The following is a 16,061-nucleotide window of genomic DNA, read 5'->3' as shown; positions in this document are numbered from 1 at the left end:
GGTCCGCCGCCCAGCCGCCGGCGAGACAGCCCGCGAACCCCGCCACGCCCATCGTCGAGGAAGAGGTGAGCCCGGCGGAAGTGTTGGAGCTCAACAGGAACGTCGGCAGCCACGTCCACAGCGCGTACAGCTCCCACATGTGCCCGAAGTAGCCGAGGTTCACCAGTCGCGGCATGCGCTCGCGGTACATCTGCACGGCGTACCGGGGGTTGAGCTGCGTGGTCGTCGCGGTCACGAACGGCCCCGGCCGGACGAACAGGAGCGCCACCACCGCGCCGAGGAACGCGATCGCGGCGGCGCTGACGAGCACCTCGCGCCACGGCAGCCGCCCGAACACGTGGGGCAGCGCCGACCCGAGTGTCAACGCCCCGATCAACACGCCCAGCGCCCGGCCGCGGTTGCGTGCTTCCGACCAGGAGGCCATCAGCTTCATGCCCACGGGATAGACGCCGGCCAGCGCCACGCCGGTGAGGAACCGCAACGGGATCGCGGCCCCCAGCCCGTTCACGAACAACCCGAGCACCAACGTGATCACCGCACCGGCCGCCGCGGACGACGCGAGCAGCAGGTGCGGGCGGACGCGGTCGGCCAGGTTGAGCACCGTGGCCCCGACCGCGCCCGTGACGAACCCGAGCTGCACGGACGCCGTCAGCCACACCGCCGCGCCCGCGCTGATGCCCCACTCGTGCCGCAACGAGGGGACGACCGCGGACATCGAGAACCACACGGCCAGGCCGAGGACCTGGACTCCGGCGATGGCCGCGCGCTGGATCAGCACTCTGGGTGGCCCGGTCTCGGGTTCGCGAGCCGGAAGAGGCCTGGCTCCGACGCCCATGAGCACTCCTCCCAGCACGGCAGCAGGAACCGTGCGCCACGGTGCCGTGAATCTGCCACGCTCCGGGCGCCGCCGCTTCCCGACCTTGTCGAAAGCAAGGTCTGATCGGTTCCGATCGGCAGAGGTGCGCGAGCCGTCGCGTTCGTAGTTTCGGCCGGGTGACTTGGCTTGTGATCGGCACCGACGCGGTGCTGGGTGTGTTCGCGTTGATGTTCTTGGCGTTGTGGTTCAAGTTCCGGCTGAGGGCCTTCCTTGCCGGGGCGGGAGTGGTGGTCGCCTACGCGATCAGTGAGGTCATCAAGCTTCTCGTGCAGGAGGAACGGCCCTGTCGCACAGCGCCTTCGCTGGCGGAATGCCCGGAGCCGGGCGACTGGTCGTTCCCCAGCAACCACTCGGTGACCGCGGGTGCGTCCGCGATGGCGATCTGGGCGCTGCACCGGACGTTCGGCTGGGTGGCGGCGGTCTGCGCGCTCGCGGCGGCCTCGTCACGGGTGATCGTCGGTGTCCACTACGTGCACGACGTGCTGGCCGGCTTGTTGCTCGGTGCGCTGGTGTCCTGGGGAATCGCGGTTCTGCTGAAGAAGAGGCAGCGCAACGACGCTGACGCACCGACAGTGGTGCTGCAGCGGCTGGGATGATGGGCCTCGTGTGGGAGGCCCTGCTCTACCTGGTCCTGTTCGCGGCGGCCTTCGCCGTCGTTCGGAACCGGCCCGCGGTCGCCCTGGGCATGGCGCTGGGCGCCTGGCTCGTCTGCTACCTCGTGAACGTCGACTTCGACGTGCGGGTGGTCGCGCTCGCTCCCGCGCTGGCGCTGGTCAGCTTCCTCTCCGGACGGCACGCCGAGGACCCGCGGGCGACCGCGATCGCCTTGGCCGTCGCGGAAGTCGCCGGCGTCGTCGTCGCACTGACCGAGCGCGGGGGATCGGACACGGCGCTCGCCGTCACGTTCGGCGTCGGGGTGCTCGGCGTGGTGCCGTGGACCTTCGGCCGGTTCCGGCGGCGGTTCGCGGAGCTGCGGGAGGTCGGCTGGGAGCACGCGGCGCTGCTCGAGCAGGACGCCGAAAACGCCCGCACCTCCGAACGGGCCCGGCTCGCGGGCGAGATGCACGATCTCGTGGGCCACGAGCTCGCGAGGGCCGCGCTGCTGGTGGGTGCGTTGGAGCTGGAACCGGCCCTGACCGCGCAACAACGTGAGGCGGCCAAAACCGCGCGAGCCAGCGTCACGGCGGCGGCGGAACGACTTGCCGACGTGATGCAGGTGCTCAGGGCGGACGAGGACGAACCCGTCACGACGATCGAAGAAGTCGTTGCCAGAAGCGGCCTCGACGTCGAGCTCACCAACGGGCGCAGAACGGCGATCGACGGGATCATCGCGCGGACCGTGCACCGGGTGACCGCCGAAGCGCTGACGAACGTGCACAAGCACGCTCCCGGCGCGAAGGTCGCCGTCACCCTCACCGCGAACCTCGAGTTGCGGATCACCAACGGGCCGGCGCCGAAGGCCCACGCCGTGGGGAGCGGGAAGGGACTGGTCGGCCTCGCCGAACGCGTCGCGCTCGTCGGCGGCTGGTTCGAAGCCGCGCCGACCGATGATGGCGGATTCGAGGTGAGGGCCAAGCTTCCGGAACGTCCGTTGCCGCGCACCACACCCACGCACGTGCGCCGCGAGCGCACGGAGGAGGAGATCCGCAAGAGCGCCAGACGCACTGTGCTGATCACGTCCGTCGTGTGCGCGGGGATCGCGATCGGTGTGCCGGGCTACATGGTGTTCGACGCGGTGACGTCGGTGCTCACGCCGCAGCAGTTCGCACAGGCCCGGCTCGGGCAGCACGAGGACGACCTGGACCTGCCGCTGCGCACCCGCGTCGACAACCCGCTCGGGGTCACCGCGCCGGCCGGCACCGAGTGCCGTTACTACAGCACGCACGCCAACCCGTTCGACGGCAACCGGCACGACCTCCACCAGCTGTGCTTCCGGGATGATCGGCTCGTGTTCAAGAAGTGGCTCGCCAGGAGGAGCGGTTGATCAGGGTCGTGCTCGCGGACGACGAGCCGGTGGTCCGGTTCGGCGTCAAGGCGGTCCTCGCCACCGCACGGGACATCGAGGTGGTCGCGGAGGCGGAGAACGGGCGCGAGGCGGTCGACCTGGTCGCGAGGCACCGGCCCGACGTCGCCGTGCTCGACATCCGCATGCCCGTGCTCGACGGCCTCGACGCGGCCGCCCGGATCCGTGAGCTCCACCCGGACACGAAGACGTTGGTGCTGACGACGTTCGCCGACGACGCGTACATCAGCCGGGCGCTGGGGGAGGGCGCTGCGGGGTTCGTGCTGAAGACCGGCGACCCGCAGGAGATCATCTCCGGGGTCCGCGCGGTCGCGACCGGCGGTGCGTTCCTGTCGCCTGTGGTGGCGAGGAGAGTCGTCGATCAGCTCTCCCGCGCACACCCGCGACCGCTTGCGACGCAACGGATCGAGGTGCTCACCGCGCGGGAACGGGAGGTGCTCGGGCTCGTCGGGGCAGGACTGTCGAACGCGGAGATCGCGGCCCGCATCCACGTCGTCGAGGGCACGGTGAAGGTGTACGTCAGCACCATTCTCCGGCAGCTCGGCGTCAGGAACCGCGTGCAAGCCGCGATCATCGCGCACGAGTCGGGGATCATCCCCGGCTGATCAGGTCCTGGCGCCGATCCCCGAGATCGCCCGGACTTCCATCTCCGCGGCCTTGCCCGCGTTCTCGGGCTCCTGCTTCGAGAAGATCGTGGCGAGGAACCCGCACAGGAACGAGAACGGGATCGAGACCAGCCCGGGGTTGCCGAGCGGGAACCACGCGAAGTCCACGTCCGGGAAGATCGACGTCTTCGCGCCGGACATCACCGGCGAGAAGATGATCAGCGTCAAACACGAACCCAGACCGCCGTAGATGCTCCACAGCGTGCCGGTGGTGTTGAAGCGCCGCCAGAAGATCGTGTAGAGGATCGTCGACAGGTTCGCGGAGGCGGCCAGAGCCAGCGCCAGCGACACGAGGAACGCGACGTTCTGCCCGTTCGCCGCGATACCGCCGATGATCGACAGTGCACCGACGACGACGGCCGTCCACCGCGCGACCCGGATCTCCCTGCGGGGCTCGGCGTTGCCGCGCTTGATCACGTTCGCGTAGACGTCGTGCGCGAACGAGGCGGAAGCCGCCAGCGTCAGACCCGCCACGACCGCCAGGATCGTCGCGAACGCCACGGCGGACACGATGCCCAGCAGGACGGCGCCACCGATGCGGAACGCCAGCAACGGCGCCGCGGAGTTCTCACCACCCGGTGCTGCGGCGATCGTGTCGGTGCCGACCAGTGCCATCGCGCCGAAGCCGATCACCAGCGTGCACAGGTAGAAGATGACCATCGTCCAGGTCGCCCACACGACCGAACGACGGGCTTCGGACGCGTTCGGCACGGTGTAGAAGCGCATCAGCACGTGCGGCAGCGACGCGATGCCCAGAACGAGCGACAGGGCGAGCGAGACGAAGTCCAGTTTGGACATCGTGCTGAAGCCGTACTTCGCGCCGGGGTCGAGGACGGCCTCGCCGAGCTTGTTGTTCTCGGTGGCCTGCTGCATGATCGCGGACAGGCTGAAGCCGAACTTGCCCAGCAGGAAGATGCTCATCAGCGTCACGCAGAGCAGCAGCAGGACGGCCTTGATGATCTGCACCCACGTGGTGCCCTTCATGCCGCCGACCAGCACGTAGAACACCATGACCATGCCCACGACGGCGATCAGCAACGCCTGGCCGGTCTTGGAGGTCACGTTGAGCAGCAAGGCGATCAGGCCGCCGGCGCCGGCCATCTGGGCGATCATGTAGAAGAACGAGATCACCAGGGTGGCGTTCGCGGCCGCCGCGCGGACAGGGCGCTGCTTCATCCGGAACGCCAGCACGTCGCCGACGGTGAAGCGGCCGGTGTTGCGCAGGCCCTCCGCGATCAGCAGCAGGCCGACGAGCCACGCGACTACCCAGCCGACGGAGTAGAGGAAGCCGTCGTAGCCGTGCGCCGCGATACCGCCGGAGATGCCGAGGAACGACGCGGCGGACAGGAAGTCACCGGACAGCGCCACGCCGTTCTGGGCGCCGGTGAACGAGCTGCCCGCGGCGTAGTAGTCCGACGCCGTGACGTTGCGGCTGCTGGCCCGGTAGACGATGTAGAGGGTGATCAGGACGAACACCGCGAAGACGCTGAGGTTCAGCACCGGGTTGCCGGTGGTGGGCATGCCTTACTCCTCGACGCCTGTCTTCTCTGCGAGCAATTTGCGCTGCGGGTCCAGCCGTCGCTTTGCGTAGCGGGCGTAGCCGAGCGTGATGATGATCGAAGTCACGAACTGCCCGAGTCCCAGCAGGATGCCGAGGTTGATGAGGCCGATCACCTTGATGCTGACGATGTCTCTCGCATACGCGGAAAGCAGCACGAAGGTCAAGTAGGAAGCGAGGAACAACACGGTCATCGGGAAGATGAACATCGTGAGTCGCCGGCGGAGGCTGCGGAATTCATCGGTCTGCTGAATCAGCGCGAAGTTCGGGTTGCCATTCGAATCGACGTACGACAAAGCCTCGGGGTCGTCGAACGACGCGAAACCCCGGTATTCCCGATCCTCGTGCTGCGTTTCTCCAGGCGACCACATCGCCTTGGTCATGTACCCCCGCCCCTCTGCGTGCGGCGACCACTGTAGCGCTCTCACGTGTGCAGTCAACGTGCCCCTAGTGCCGGGAAACGGGCAAAACCGGACACTGCATTCGTCTCAAATGGTCGAACCCGAGGGTAGCTCGGTCGTGTTGCGGTGCAGTTGCACCGAAGTTGCGGCCTATGCAACAGCACTAGGACAGGTTCAGCCCGTTGTCGCACGTGTACGCGTGGCCTAGGATCGACCGGTCCGCGTTTTTGGTGACGGTTGGGGATATAGTGGGGTTCTTAGCGCGCGAACGCCAAGTCGCGCCTCCCGGATGGAACCGCTGGCTCGTTCCGCCCGCAGCACTGGCGATTCATCTCTCCATTGGTCAGGCCTATGCCTGGAGTGTCTTCAAGACGCCGCTGGAGAAATCTCTCGGTATCACGGGAACGCAGTCGGCTCTGCCTTTCCAGCTCGGCATCGTGATGCTCGGGCTCTCGGCCGCGGTGCTCGGCACGACCGTGGAACGCAGGGGACCGCGGTGGGCGATGCTCATGTCGCTCCTCTGCTTCTGCTCCGGTCTGCTGATCTCGGCCGTCGGCGTGTGGGCGGGTCAGTACTGGGTCGTCGTCGTCGGCTACGGCCTGATCGGCGGCATCGGTCTCGGCATCGGCTACATCTCGCCGGTGTCCACGCTGATCAAGTGGTTCCCCGACCGGCCGGGCATGGCGACCGGCATCGCGATCATGGGCTTCGGCGGCGGAGCGTTGATCGCGTCACCCTGGTCGACCTCGATGCTGACGGCGTTCGGCAACACGTCGACCTCGGGCATCGGCAAGGCCTTCCTCATCCACGGTGTCGTCTACGCGATCTTCATGAGCGTCGGCGTGCTGCTGATCCGCCTGCCCTCCAAGGAGTTCACGGAGGAGAAGGCGGCGCTGCTCAAGGACAAGCCGAAGTCGACCGTCGCGTTCAACGTCTCGGCGAACAACGCGATCAAGACGCCGCAGTTCTGGCTGCTCTGGGTCGTGCTGTGCTTCAACGTCACCGCGGGCATCGGCATTCTGGAGAAGGCCGCGCCGATGCTGGTCGACTTCTTCAAGGAGTCCTCGACGCCGGTCGCCGCGACCGCAGCCACCGGTTTCGTGGCGCTGCTGAGTGCCGCCAACATGGCGGGCCGGTTCGTCTGGTCGTCCACTTCGGACATCGTGGGACGCAAGAACATCTACCGCGTCTACCTCGGCGTCGGCGCCCTGCTCTATCTGATGCTGCTGACGTTCGGTCCGACCAGCACCCCGCTGTTCGTGATCGGGGCGATGGTGATCCTGTCGTTCTACGGTGGCGGTTTCGCCACGATCCCGGCCTACCTGCGCGACCTCTTCGGCACCTACCAGGTCGGCGCGATCCACGGCCGCCTGCTGACCGCGTGGTCGGTGGCAGGCGTGCTCGGGCCGCTGATCGTCAACGCCATCGCGGACGCGGGCAAGAAGGCGGGACACGTCGGTCCGGACTTGTACGCCACGTCGTTCTACATCATGATCTCGCTGCTGGTCGTTGGTTTCGTCGCGAACGAGTTGGTCCGCCCGGTCGACCCGAAGTTCCACGAGCCCAAGGCCGATGACGAGACCGGCAAGCCCTCGCCGAAGCCGGACGACGACGAGGCGACGGTCGCCAAGTGGAACGAGGCAGAGGCGGCTGAGACCGCGGTTGCCGCCGAGACCGCAGACCAGGACGAGTCGGAAGGCGTGGTGCGGAAGTGAACTCCCAGCGCTTGTTGCTGATCGGTGCGTGGCTGTGGGTGGGCCTCCCGCTCGCCTACGGCCTGTACCGGCTCTTCCTGAACGCGGCCAAGCTCTTCGTCTGATGTTCAACGCGCTCGTCAACTGGCGCAACTGGCGCCTGCCGGTGAAGCTCGCCGCGGTGTTGATCGTTCCGGTCACCATCGCGGTGGGCGCCGGCGTACTGCAGATCCAGTCCCACATGGAACGCGCCGAGTCCTACGCGGCGCTCCAGCGGCTGGTCAAGGTCCGCTCCGCGCTGATCCCCGTGATCGAGGGCGTGCAGGCGGAACGGCGGATCATCGCCGAGGGCGTCGGTCCGCAAGCCCTCGCCGAACAGGTGCGCCGCACCGATGAGTCCCGCACGGCGTTGCGCCAGGCCATCGGCAAGACCTCGCTCAGCGAGGTCATGACCGCACGGATGAACGACGTCAGCGCCAAGATCGGTGGCTTGCCCGCGTTGCGCGAGCAGACCGGCGACGTGCCCGGTGTGATCAGGGAGTACACCGCGCTCACCGAGTCGATGCTCGACGTGGACGAGGTGTTCGCCAGCGAGTTCGGCGACGCCGCGCTCTTCCGCACGGCGATGGGCCTGGATCACGTGCTGCACGTGCGGGAGCAGGTCCTCTACCAGCAGGCGGTCGTGCTGTCCGGGCTCACCCGCGGCCAGCTGGTCACCGCGGAGGTGCGGTCGCTGGTCGAGTCGAACGTCAAGCTCGGCTACATCGCGGGCGAGTTCGCCGCGCTCGCGACTCCTGACCAGCTGAACATGTACGGGACGAAGTTCAACGGCCCGGACATCGAGGCGCACCGCAAGATGCTGGCCGCCGCGGTGTTGCACCCGACCTCGGACGCCCCGAGCGCGAACAACAGCGTGCGCCCCAAGCCGTTGCCCATCGCGACGTCGGACTGGAGCAAGGCGTCCGGCGCGGTCGCGACGTCGCTGGACGGCGTCGTGCAGGGTCTGCAGAACGACCTGCGCGACACGTCGAACCGCCTGCGCGACGAGACCAGCGACGCGGCCGGTACGGCGTCCGCCGCCCTGTTCGCCAGCCTGGTCCTCGCCGTCACCATCGGGTTCGTCGTCGGCCGCTACCTGCTGCGTTCGCTGAACGCGTTGCGCCGCTCCGCGCTGGACGTGGCGTGGCAGAAACTTCCCGAAATGGTGGCAACCGGACGCGGCAGCACCGAGATCGAGGCGGTGCCGGTGCACACGACCGAAGAGTTCGGTCAGGTGGCGCGCGCGTTCGACGAGGTGCACCAGCAGGCCGTGAAGTCGGTCATCGAGCAGGCCGGCATGCGCGCGAACATGCGCAACATCTTCGTGAACCTCTCGCGCCGCAGTCAGAGCCTCGTCGAACGCCAGCTCAAGCTGATGGAGGAGCTGGAGAAGTACGAGGAGGACCCGGACCAGCTCGCGAACCTCTTCAAGCTCGACCACCTCGCCACCCGCATGCGCCGCAACAACGAGAACCTGATGGTGCTCTCCGGCGGCGACGTGGCGCGGCGGTTCACCCGGCCGATCCCGCTGACCGACGTGCTGCGCGCGGCGGCCGCGGAGATCGAGCAATACCAGCGGGTGATGGTGCACACGGCGCCGAATGCCGAAGTAGTCGGTTATGTGGCAAGCGACCTGGTCCGGCTGCTGGCCGAACTTCTTGACAACGCAACGGCTTTCTCGCCGCCGCACACCCAGGTCTCGATCAGCGCGTCGATCGAGGCGGGCGACATCGTGCAGATCGACGTGGTCGACCACGGCATCGGCATCGACCGCGAGGCGCTGGAGACCGTGAACCACCGTCTCGAAGCCGCCGGCGAGGGCATGGACGTTCAGGTTTTCCGTGAAATGGGACTTTTCGTCGTGGGCAGGCTCGCCGCGCGCCACCAGATCGTGGTACGTCTCGATGCCCAACAAGGCAAGGGGACTCGCGCGATCGTGTTGGTTCCTGCCGAACTGGCACCACGACGGGAGGAGTCCTGGGAGTCTTTCCGCGGGCAAGCGGTCGAGCAGCAGCAGGCGTCGTGGTTCCAGACACCCGCTGCCACCTCGCCGCCGCCCCCCGCACCCGCACGTCAGACGCCGGAATCGGCTCGGGGCTTCCTCGACGCCTTCCAGCGCGGTGTGCAGCGAGGCCTTCCCGACCGGCAGGAGAGTCGATGAGCACGCAGGTGGACCAGTTCGGATGGCTGGTCACCAACTTCGCCGAACGCACACCCGGCATCGAGCACGCCGTGGTGATCTCGGCCGACGGCTTGGTGTTGATCTCATCGTCGAAGCTGCCCGCGCACGTCGCACCGCAGTTCGCGGCGATCGTGGCCGGCGTGGTCTCACTCGCGGAGTCGGCGTCGCAGTGCTTCGCCGGTGAGTCGGTCGTGCGCACGGTGGTGCAGATGGACCGGGGAGTGATGCTGCTGATGTCGATCAGCGACGGCTCGGTCCTCGCCGTGCTCGCGTCCTCCTCGAGCGACGTCTCGCAGGTGGCGTACGAGATGACCGTGGTCGTGCGGCAGGTCGGACAGCTGCTCACGCCGGAACTGCGGGCCGAGCTGGCATGAGCGGAGAGCCCGACGAGCAGGTCAACTTCGGCGACCTGATCAGCGGTTTCAGCTTCGACAGCGAACGGATCCGCAAGCGCGGCAAGAAGAAGACCCAGCGCGCGCCGGAACCCCCGCCGGAGCCGGACCCGTACGCCACGCTGCCCTTCGAGCCGGTCCCGCCGCTGCCGTCCATCGAGGCGTCGTCGTCGATCGTGCGCGCCTACGCGTGGACCGGCGGCCGCACGACTTCCGACGTGCATCTGGAGATCGAGAGCCTGGTGTCGGTGAACGAGCGCTCGGCCACCGCCGTGCGCCCGGAACACCAGGACGTGCTGGCCCTGTGTCAGGCGCCGCGTTCGGTGGCCGAGATAGCCGCCTTGCGCGGGCTGCCGCTGGGTGTCACGAAGGTGCTGCTCGGCGACATGGCCGCGCACGGCCTGATCGACGTGCACCGCACCGCGTCGTCGTACGGCGGCGACAGGCCGGACGGGGCGTTGCTGGAACGGGTGCTGGCGGGGCTGCGGCGGCTCTGAGCGGCTGCAGCGGAGTGCCAGACGCTCTGAGTAGGTTGAGTTGCAGGGGTTCCCAGCCCGGGGCAGGGTTCCGGCAAAGTCGTGTGTGCTGGTTGGCGCCTGCAAGTACCACCAACTCTTGATCACATCGCCGCCAACTACACCCAACTCGCCCACGACGCCTGACGCGACCGGAGCGACAGCACGCCCCACCGCAGCCAGTTGGTAGTAGCAAAACGCCTGATGATCTTGAGTTGGTGGTACTTGCAGACACCATCAGCACAGACCCGGCTCCCGACGACCGACTTTGCCGGGGCCCTGCAGCTCGGGGGTACCCCTGCGCAAGCTCGCCCTCGGCAGTCCGAGCTCCGCGAGCAGCCGTTCACCTTCGGGGTCGCCGAGCCGCACCAGCGTGCGCATGAGCTCCAACGGCAGCGAGATCCGGCGGAAGATCGCCGCCGCCTCCTCCCAGCACCCGCGATCACCGGTCACATCGCCCAACCGGCGCAACGCGACCGCCGTGCCCTGCAGATCCCGGTGCTCGCGCAACACCGCCAAGGCCGCGCGAAGCCGTGACACCGCCAGATCACCGTGCCCGGCAACGAAGTCCGCGTACCCGTGCACCAGGTCGAGGTGGGCCAGGCCAGGCCGATCGTCCATTTCCAGGATCGCCTCACGAGCGATCTCCAGCGTGTCCACGGCCTCAGAGGGCCGGCCGTGGTCGATCAACAGCTCCGCGTACTCCTTGAGCCCCATCGACGTCAGCCGCGACGGCGGATCTCCCAGGAACGACTTCAGAACGGCGAAAGCCTCCGCGGAACCCAGATCGGCCAACGCGATGCCGAGCCCCCACCGGGTCAGGGCGTTGTGGACCGGAGTGCCGCAGGAAGCGAACTCCGCGGCGCACACCCGGAACTCCGACACCGCCTCGAAGAGCTTGCCGAACCGGGCGGCGGTGGCGGCGACCTGCCAGCGGGCCTCCGCGATGCCGCGCGGGTCGCCCACCTGCCCCGCGATGGCCTGGACCTCGGCGGCGAGGGCGGGGAGCTCCGCGTTGCGGTCCTGCTGGGTGTACAGGGCGAACAGGGCGCGGATGTTCACGAGTTTGCGCGGGTCAGGACCCGGCAGGCAGTCGATCACGGCACGGGTGACGGTCTCGCCCTCGGTGAAGTAGTGGCGCACCGAGAAGAACGAGCGGGTGCGTACGGCAAGTTCGGAGGCCTCGTCGGCCAGCTCCAGCGAGGCGGCGCGGCGGATGACGGAGACGAGGACCTCGCGTTCCGCCTCGAACCAGTCGAACGGGCGGGTGCTCGCCACCTCCAGAGCCGTGCCAGGCGCGTTGCCGGGGATGAGGGCTTGGGAGAGAACGGTCCCGTGGCCGAGGCGGTCGTCGGCGGTCGCCGCCAACGCCAGAAGTCCGTGCACCAAACGCGTCACCGCACCACGCTGGTCGGCCGGAGAGTCCTCGGCGACGAGCTGTTCCGCGGCGAACTCGCGCACGAGGTCGTGCAGGAAGAACCGGGACTGGCCGGCCTCGTCGAAGCCAGCTGGCTCGGCGAGGTGGCACGCCAGCAGGTCGTCGAGCAGGCGTTCGCCGGCTTCCCAAGGCTGGTCGGCGAACGCGGCCAGCACCCACGCCGGTACCGTCACGCTGCCCAGCAACCCCAGTCTGCGGAACGCCACGGCGGCGGCGGGAGGCAGCGCGCGGTAGCTCAGCCCGATGCTGCCGCGCACGTCGAGGTCACCGACCGCCAGCTCGTCGAGCAAGGCGCGTTGCCCGGCCAGTCGCGCCAGCAGCAACGCCGGTGTCAGGTCTGGTCGGGCCGTCAGCCTGGCCGCCATCACGCTCAACGCCAGCGGCAAACATCCACAAAGGACCGCGAGCGACCTGGCTGAAGACAGATCACCGCCGGACGCCAGCATCGTGGTCGCGTCGTCGAGGTCCAGGGTCGGAACGACGATGTGCCGCGCCTCGCGAAGAGCGGCCAAGGATCGGCGTGAGGTGACCAGCAGGACCGAGCCCGGATAGCCGGGCAGCAGAGGCCGGACCTGGCGTTCGTCCTGCGCGTCGTCCAGCACGACCAGCACCCGCCGTGAGGCGAGCAGCGAGCGGTAGACGGCGGCACGTTCGTCCTGATCAGCCGGCATTTCGGCGAGAGGAACGCCGAGCGCGCGGAGGAACCGGCCGAGCACCTCGAAAGCGGAGGTCCCGAGGAGCTTGGCGTACAGCTGGCCACCGGGATAGCGGGCCGTTAGGTCGTGCGCCACCCGCACCGCCAGCGCCGACTTGCCGACCCCGCCCTGCCCGGTCAGCACCACGACCGGCAGCGCGGAAACCACCTCGGTGATCAAGCTCGACCGTCCACAAAGGTCGGAAGCGGGAGGCAGCTGACGCGGACCCGCGGCAGGAGCGTTCAGGTCCTGGCGCAGGATCTGCTCGTAGAGCGAGCGAACAGCCGGGGAGGGAGTGACACCCAGTTCGGAGTCCAGCAAACCGCGCAGGCGGTGATAGGCGGCCAGCGCATCGGCCTGCCGCCCGGCCAGGTAGTGGGCGCGCATCAGGTGCGCGACCAGCGTTTCGCGGTACGGGTGGCGCGAAACGAGCTCGTGCACCTCTTCCAGGACGTCCACGCCGAGGTCGAGATCCGCTCCGATGCGGCGTTCCAGAGCCGAGAGCCGGCGCTCGTCCAAAGCTGTGGCGGCCGGTGCCAGTGCCGCGCTGCCCAGCCCGTCGAGTGCGGGACCGCGCCACAACGCGAGCGCACCGCCGACGTCGTCCGCCACCAGGTGGTCGAACTCGGCCAGGTCGAACCAGCACCCCGTCAGGTCGAGCACGAAGCCAGGCCCGCTCGCCGAGATGACCCCCTCAGGAGCACCGGCGGAAACCAGGTCGCGGCGCAACGACGTAGTGGTGTTGCGGATCTGGCGTGCGGCGGTCGCGGGCGAGTCGCAGTCCCACACGACGGCGGTCAGCTGATCGACGCTCACCACACGACCGGCGTTGAGCAACAGCGCGGCGAGGATCTTGCGCTTGCGCGGGCCGTCCGGCGTGCACCCGGAGACTTCGAGCGGACCCAGCACGCGAAATCGCACAGAAGGCACGCTAGCAGCGCAAATGCGCCGACGGTGCGGAAACGGTGCACGTCGGCGGCAGGCTGCGGGCCGTGACGGCTCAGATTGTCAGCGACAGGACAGCGGCCACAACGGGGGAAAACCCTCGGGTCGGCCGCGACCGCGAGTGGCAGCAGCTCACCCGGCACCTGGCGGGGGGGAGCCGTGGCGCTGGCCGGTGATCCGGGCATGGGCAAGTCGACGTTGCTCACCGCCCTCACCCACAGCACGCCGGGACACCGCGTGCTGTCCGGACGGATGGGCGAGTTCGAGCGCAGCATCCCGTTCGGCGTGTTCGTGGACGCACTCGGCGAGCACTGGACGCTCGACCTGAGCGCCGACCTCACCGCTGCCGGACGGCACTCGCTGCACCGCGAGATCAGGTCGCTGCTGAACGGACTGGGCGAGGTCCTGCTGGTGCTCGACGACCTGCACTGGGCCGACGCGGCGTCGCTCGACCTCCTGCACCACCTGGTCCGGCACCGGCCGGAACACACGAAGATCGCCTGCGGGTTCCGGCCACGCCAGCTGCGGGTCGACTCCATGCCCGTCGTCGAACTCGGCCCGCTCACCAGGGACGAGGCAGAGGAACTGCTCGGAACGCCGGTCTCGCAGGCGCTGTACGACGAGAGCGGCGGCAACCCGTTCTACCTGGAGACGCTCGCGGGCGGGTCGGAGGCGCTGCAGTCCGCGCTCAGAGGGGAGATGTCCGCCCTGGCACCGCGAACGGCCACGCTGCTGCAGGTCGCGGCTGTGTGCGGGGACCAGTTCGAGGCCGCGGTCGTGGCCGAGATCGCCAGCCTGGACATCGAGGACGCGCTGACCGGCCTGGACGACCTCATCGCCGCCGACCTCGTGCGGCACGACCAGCGCGCCTACCACTTCAGGCACCCGACCGTGCGCAACGCGGCCTACCACTCGGCACCCGTGGCCACCAGGCACCGAGCCCACTGCAGAGCCGCGAAGGTGCTCGAACGTCTTGGCGCACCGGCGGAAGCCCGCGCGCACCACGTCGAACTGGCTGCGACACCAGGAGATCGGCACGCCGTCAGCGTCCTGTCCGCCGCCGCGAACTCCGTGATGCACAAGGCCCCTGCGACCGCGGCCCAGTGGTACGCGACGGCGTTGTCCCTCGGCACCGGCGACGAATGGGAACTGCGCTGGGGCCACGCCAGAGCACTCGGCCTCTCCGGACGCCTGCCCGACAGCCGTGCCGCGCTGCACGACCTGCTCTCGGTGCTGCCGAAAGACCACCCGCAACGGCTCGACGTCGTGGCGTTCTGCGCCCACGTGGAACGCGCGCTCGGCCTGCACGCAGAGGTCAGGGCGCTGGCGGCACGCGAGCTGGAATCCGCGCAGGACAACGCGGTCCTGAAGCTGGTCCTGTCCGTGTCCCTGCTGCAGGTGATGGAGCCGGCCGAGACGATCGCATCCCTGCTGGCCGACGTGAAGGCGATCGCCAGGGCGGACGGCGACGTCGTCCTCGAAGCCGGAGCGGCAGCGGTGGCCTCGCTGTCGGACGGCGACGCGTCACGGCTGGAGTTCGCCGCGTCCGCTGTGGACGGTGCGACGGACCAGGACGTGGCTCGCAGGCTGGAGTCCGTGGTGTGGCTGGCGTGGAGCGAACTGCGGCTCGGCAAATACCGCGAGTCGTTGCGGCACTACGAACGTGCCCTCGCGGTCGCCCGTGCCACCGGCCAGCACCACATGCTCGGCAACCTCCTGCTCGGCGCGGCGAACGCGTTGCGCTGGCTCGGGTGCCTGCGAGAGGCGTGCGAGGGCGCGGCGGAGTCGGCGGAGGCGGCGTTCCTCGGCGGCAGCAAGGACCTGCATGCCCTCACGCTCTCCCGGTGTCACTCGTGGCTGTTTGACTGTTGAGAGCGACTACATCAACGGGGCCGATGGAAGGTGGCGCGCAGGCGGTCGACGTGGCCGCGCGATCGAGGGCTGGCACCCGACGATCGCCCGCCTGCGGGTCGGCCACGCGCTGCTCGCGGCAGGGGAGAAGGAGGCGGCTGCGGCCGAGATGCTGTCGGCAGCGGGCGGTGCGCTGCTGCCGAAGGTCCCGCTGGTCTACCGCGCCGAGATGTACGAACTCCTCGTGCAGGCAACGGGTTCCGCCGAGTGGGCAGAGCACGCGTCCACCGCGGCCGACCAGGCTGGGCTGGCAGGTTGCCTCGGGTTCGCGGACCTGGCGTGGGCGCAGGTCCATCAGGCACGCGGTGAGCTCGCGAAAGCAGAGGAACGGGCAGCGCGGGCGGTGCGCCGTTTCGACACGGCCGGCCAGCGGCTGGAGGAGGCACGAGCGCGGCTGACCAGGGGTGCCGCGCTCGTCTCCCTCGGCTCACGCGCGGAGGGCGAGGCCGAACTTCGCCGCGCACAAGGGTTGTTCGCCGCCTGTGGGGCACCGATGCCGGCCCAGGACGGGCTCGACGCGTTGACGTCACGCGAACGCCAGGTCGCCCAGCTCGTCGGCGAAGGCCTCACCAACCGCCAGGTCGCCCGTCAGCTCCGGATGGCCGAGAAGACCGTCGAGGGCCACCTGTCACGGATCTTCGCCAAGCTCGGCGTGCGGTCACGTGCCGGTGTGGCAGCCCAGGTGGGACGCCTCGGACGCTGATACGGTCGAGGTCTACCTGGGGA

13 protein-coding genes and 1 pseudogene are annotated in these 16,061 nt (G+C 68.9%); 10 read left to right on the top strand and 4 right to left on the bottom strand.

The genetic code is table 11. The features are described from left to right. Window positions 1-835: MFS transporter (locus FXN61_RS06115; protein ID WP_167971061.1), on the bottom strand; the 835-nt coding region annotated here is incomplete at its 3' end. A 158-nt stretch (window positions 836-993) separates the two neighbouring features. Here FXN61_RS06115 and FXN61_RS06110 point away from each other — a divergent pair. The 3 genes from FXN61_RS06110 to FXN61_RS06100 are packed head-to-tail and all read left to right on the top strand — an operon-like array spanning window position 994 to window position 3,505. Beyond that, the gene (locus FXN61_RS06110; RefSeq protein WP_167971059.1) at window positions 994-1,473 is read left to right on the top strand and encodes a phosphatase PAP2 family protein; all 480 of its coding nucleotides are present in this window, start codon (window positions 994-996) and stop codon (window positions 1,471-1,473) included. Next, on the top strand, window positions 1,470-2,861 hold the full coding sequence (locus FXN61_RS06105) for a sensor histidine kinase (protein WP_167971058.1): 1,392 nt from the start codon (window positions 1,470-1,472) through the stop codon (window positions 2,859-2,861). Before FXN61_RS06110 ends, FXN61_RS06105 begins: the two co-directional genes overlap by 4 nt. Beyond that, window positions 2,858-3,505 (top strand): response regulator, encoded by a 648-nt coding sequence (locus tag FXN61_RS06100; RefSeq protein ID WP_167971056.1) that lies wholly within the window; start codon window positions 2,858-2,860, stop codon window positions 3,503-3,505. The genes FXN61_RS06105 and FXN61_RS06100 overlap by 4 nt, the downstream gene beginning before the upstream one ends. Here FXN61_RS06100 and FXN61_RS06095 read toward each other — a convergent pair whose 3' ends face one another. Together FXN61_RS06095 and FXN61_RS06090 are read right to left on the bottom strand one after the other, a co-directional pair. Further along, window positions 3,506-5,086: a monocarboxylic acid transporter gene (locus tag FXN61_RS06095; RefSeq protein WP_167971054.1), complete on the bottom strand. Its 1,581-nt coding sequence runs from the start codon at window positions 5,084-5,086 to the stop codon at window positions 3,506-3,508. It lies immediately after the preceding gene. A gap of 3 nt (window positions 5,087-5,089) precedes the next feature. Next, complete coding sequence (locus FXN61_RS06090) at window positions 5,090-5,506, bottom strand: DUF485 domain-containing protein (RefSeq protein WP_167971052.1); 417 nt, start codon at window positions 5,504-5,506, stop codon at window positions 5,090-5,092. 266 nt (window positions 5,507-5,772) lie between these two features. On the opposite strand from FXN61_RS06090, the pseudogene FXN61_RS06085 reads away from it, so the two are divergent. The 5 genes and pseudogenes from FXN61_RS06085 to FXN61_RS06070 form a co-directional block, all read left to right on the top strand. Beyond that, window positions 5,773-7,092 (top strand): annotated as a pseudogene (locus FXN61_RS06085) (OFA family MFS transporter); the annotation flags it as partial. Window positions 7,093-7,235: 143 nt separating this feature from the next. Beyond that, complete coding sequence (locus FXN61_RS56910) at window positions 7,236-7,343, top strand: MFS transporter small subunit (RefSeq protein WP_425435607.1); 108 nt, start codon at window positions 7,236-7,238, stop codon at window positions 7,341-7,343. Continuing rightward, entirely contained in the window at window positions 7,343-9,418 is a 2,076-nt protein-coding gene (locus FXN61_RS06080) for a sensor histidine kinase (RefSeq protein ID WP_167971048.1), read from the top strand. Before FXN61_RS56910 ends, FXN61_RS06080 begins: the two co-directional genes overlap by 1 nt. Beyond that, window positions 9,415-9,813, top strand: a complete 399-nt coding sequence (locus tag FXN61_RS06075) for a roadblock/LC7 domain-containing protein (RefSeq protein WP_167971046.1) — start codon at window positions 9,415-9,417, stop codon at window positions 9,811-9,813. The genes FXN61_RS06080 and FXN61_RS06075 overlap by 4 nt, the downstream gene beginning before the upstream one ends. Then, on the top strand, window positions 9,810-10,328 hold the full coding sequence (locus tag FXN61_RS06070) for a DUF742 domain-containing protein (RefSeq protein ID WP_167971044.1): 519 nt from the start codon (window positions 9,810-9,812) through the stop codon (window positions 10,326-10,328). Before FXN61_RS06075 ends, FXN61_RS06070 begins: the two co-directional genes overlap by 4 nt. Before the next feature lie 255 nt (window positions 10,329-10,583). On the opposite strand, the gene FXN61_RS06065 is transcribed toward FXN61_RS06070, so the two are convergent. Beyond that, window positions 10,584-13,400: an AfsR/SARP family transcriptional regulator gene (locus FXN61_RS06065; RefSeq protein ID WP_167971042.1), complete on the bottom strand. Its 2,817-nt coding sequence runs from the start codon at window positions 13,398-13,400 to the stop codon at window positions 10,584-10,586. Window positions 13,401-13,583: 183 nt separating this feature from the next. Here FXN61_RS06065 and FXN61_RS06060 point away from each other — a divergent pair, with 183 nt between their 5' ends. Beyond that, complete coding sequence (locus FXN61_RS06060) at window positions 13,584-15,296, top strand: AAA family ATPase (protein WP_167971040.1); 1,713 nt, start codon at window positions 13,584-13,586, stop codon at window positions 15,294-15,296. Then, entirely contained in the window at window positions 15,286-16,038 is a 753-nt protein-coding gene (locus tag FXN61_RS06055) for a helix-turn-helix transcriptional regulator (protein WP_167971038.1), read from the top strand. Before FXN61_RS06060 ends, FXN61_RS06055 begins: the two co-directional genes overlap by 11 nt. The last annotated feature ends 23 nt before the right edge of the window (window positions 16,039-16,061 follow it).

This window comes from Lentzea indica, from assembly GCF_012184385.1.
GTDB classification, from domain to species: Bacteria; Actinomycetota; Actinomycetes; order Mycobacteriales; family Pseudonocardiaceae; genus Lentzea; species Lentzea indica.
Note: the sequence above shows the minus strand (reverse complement) of the source record. Positions and strands in the feature narration are given on the sequence as shown.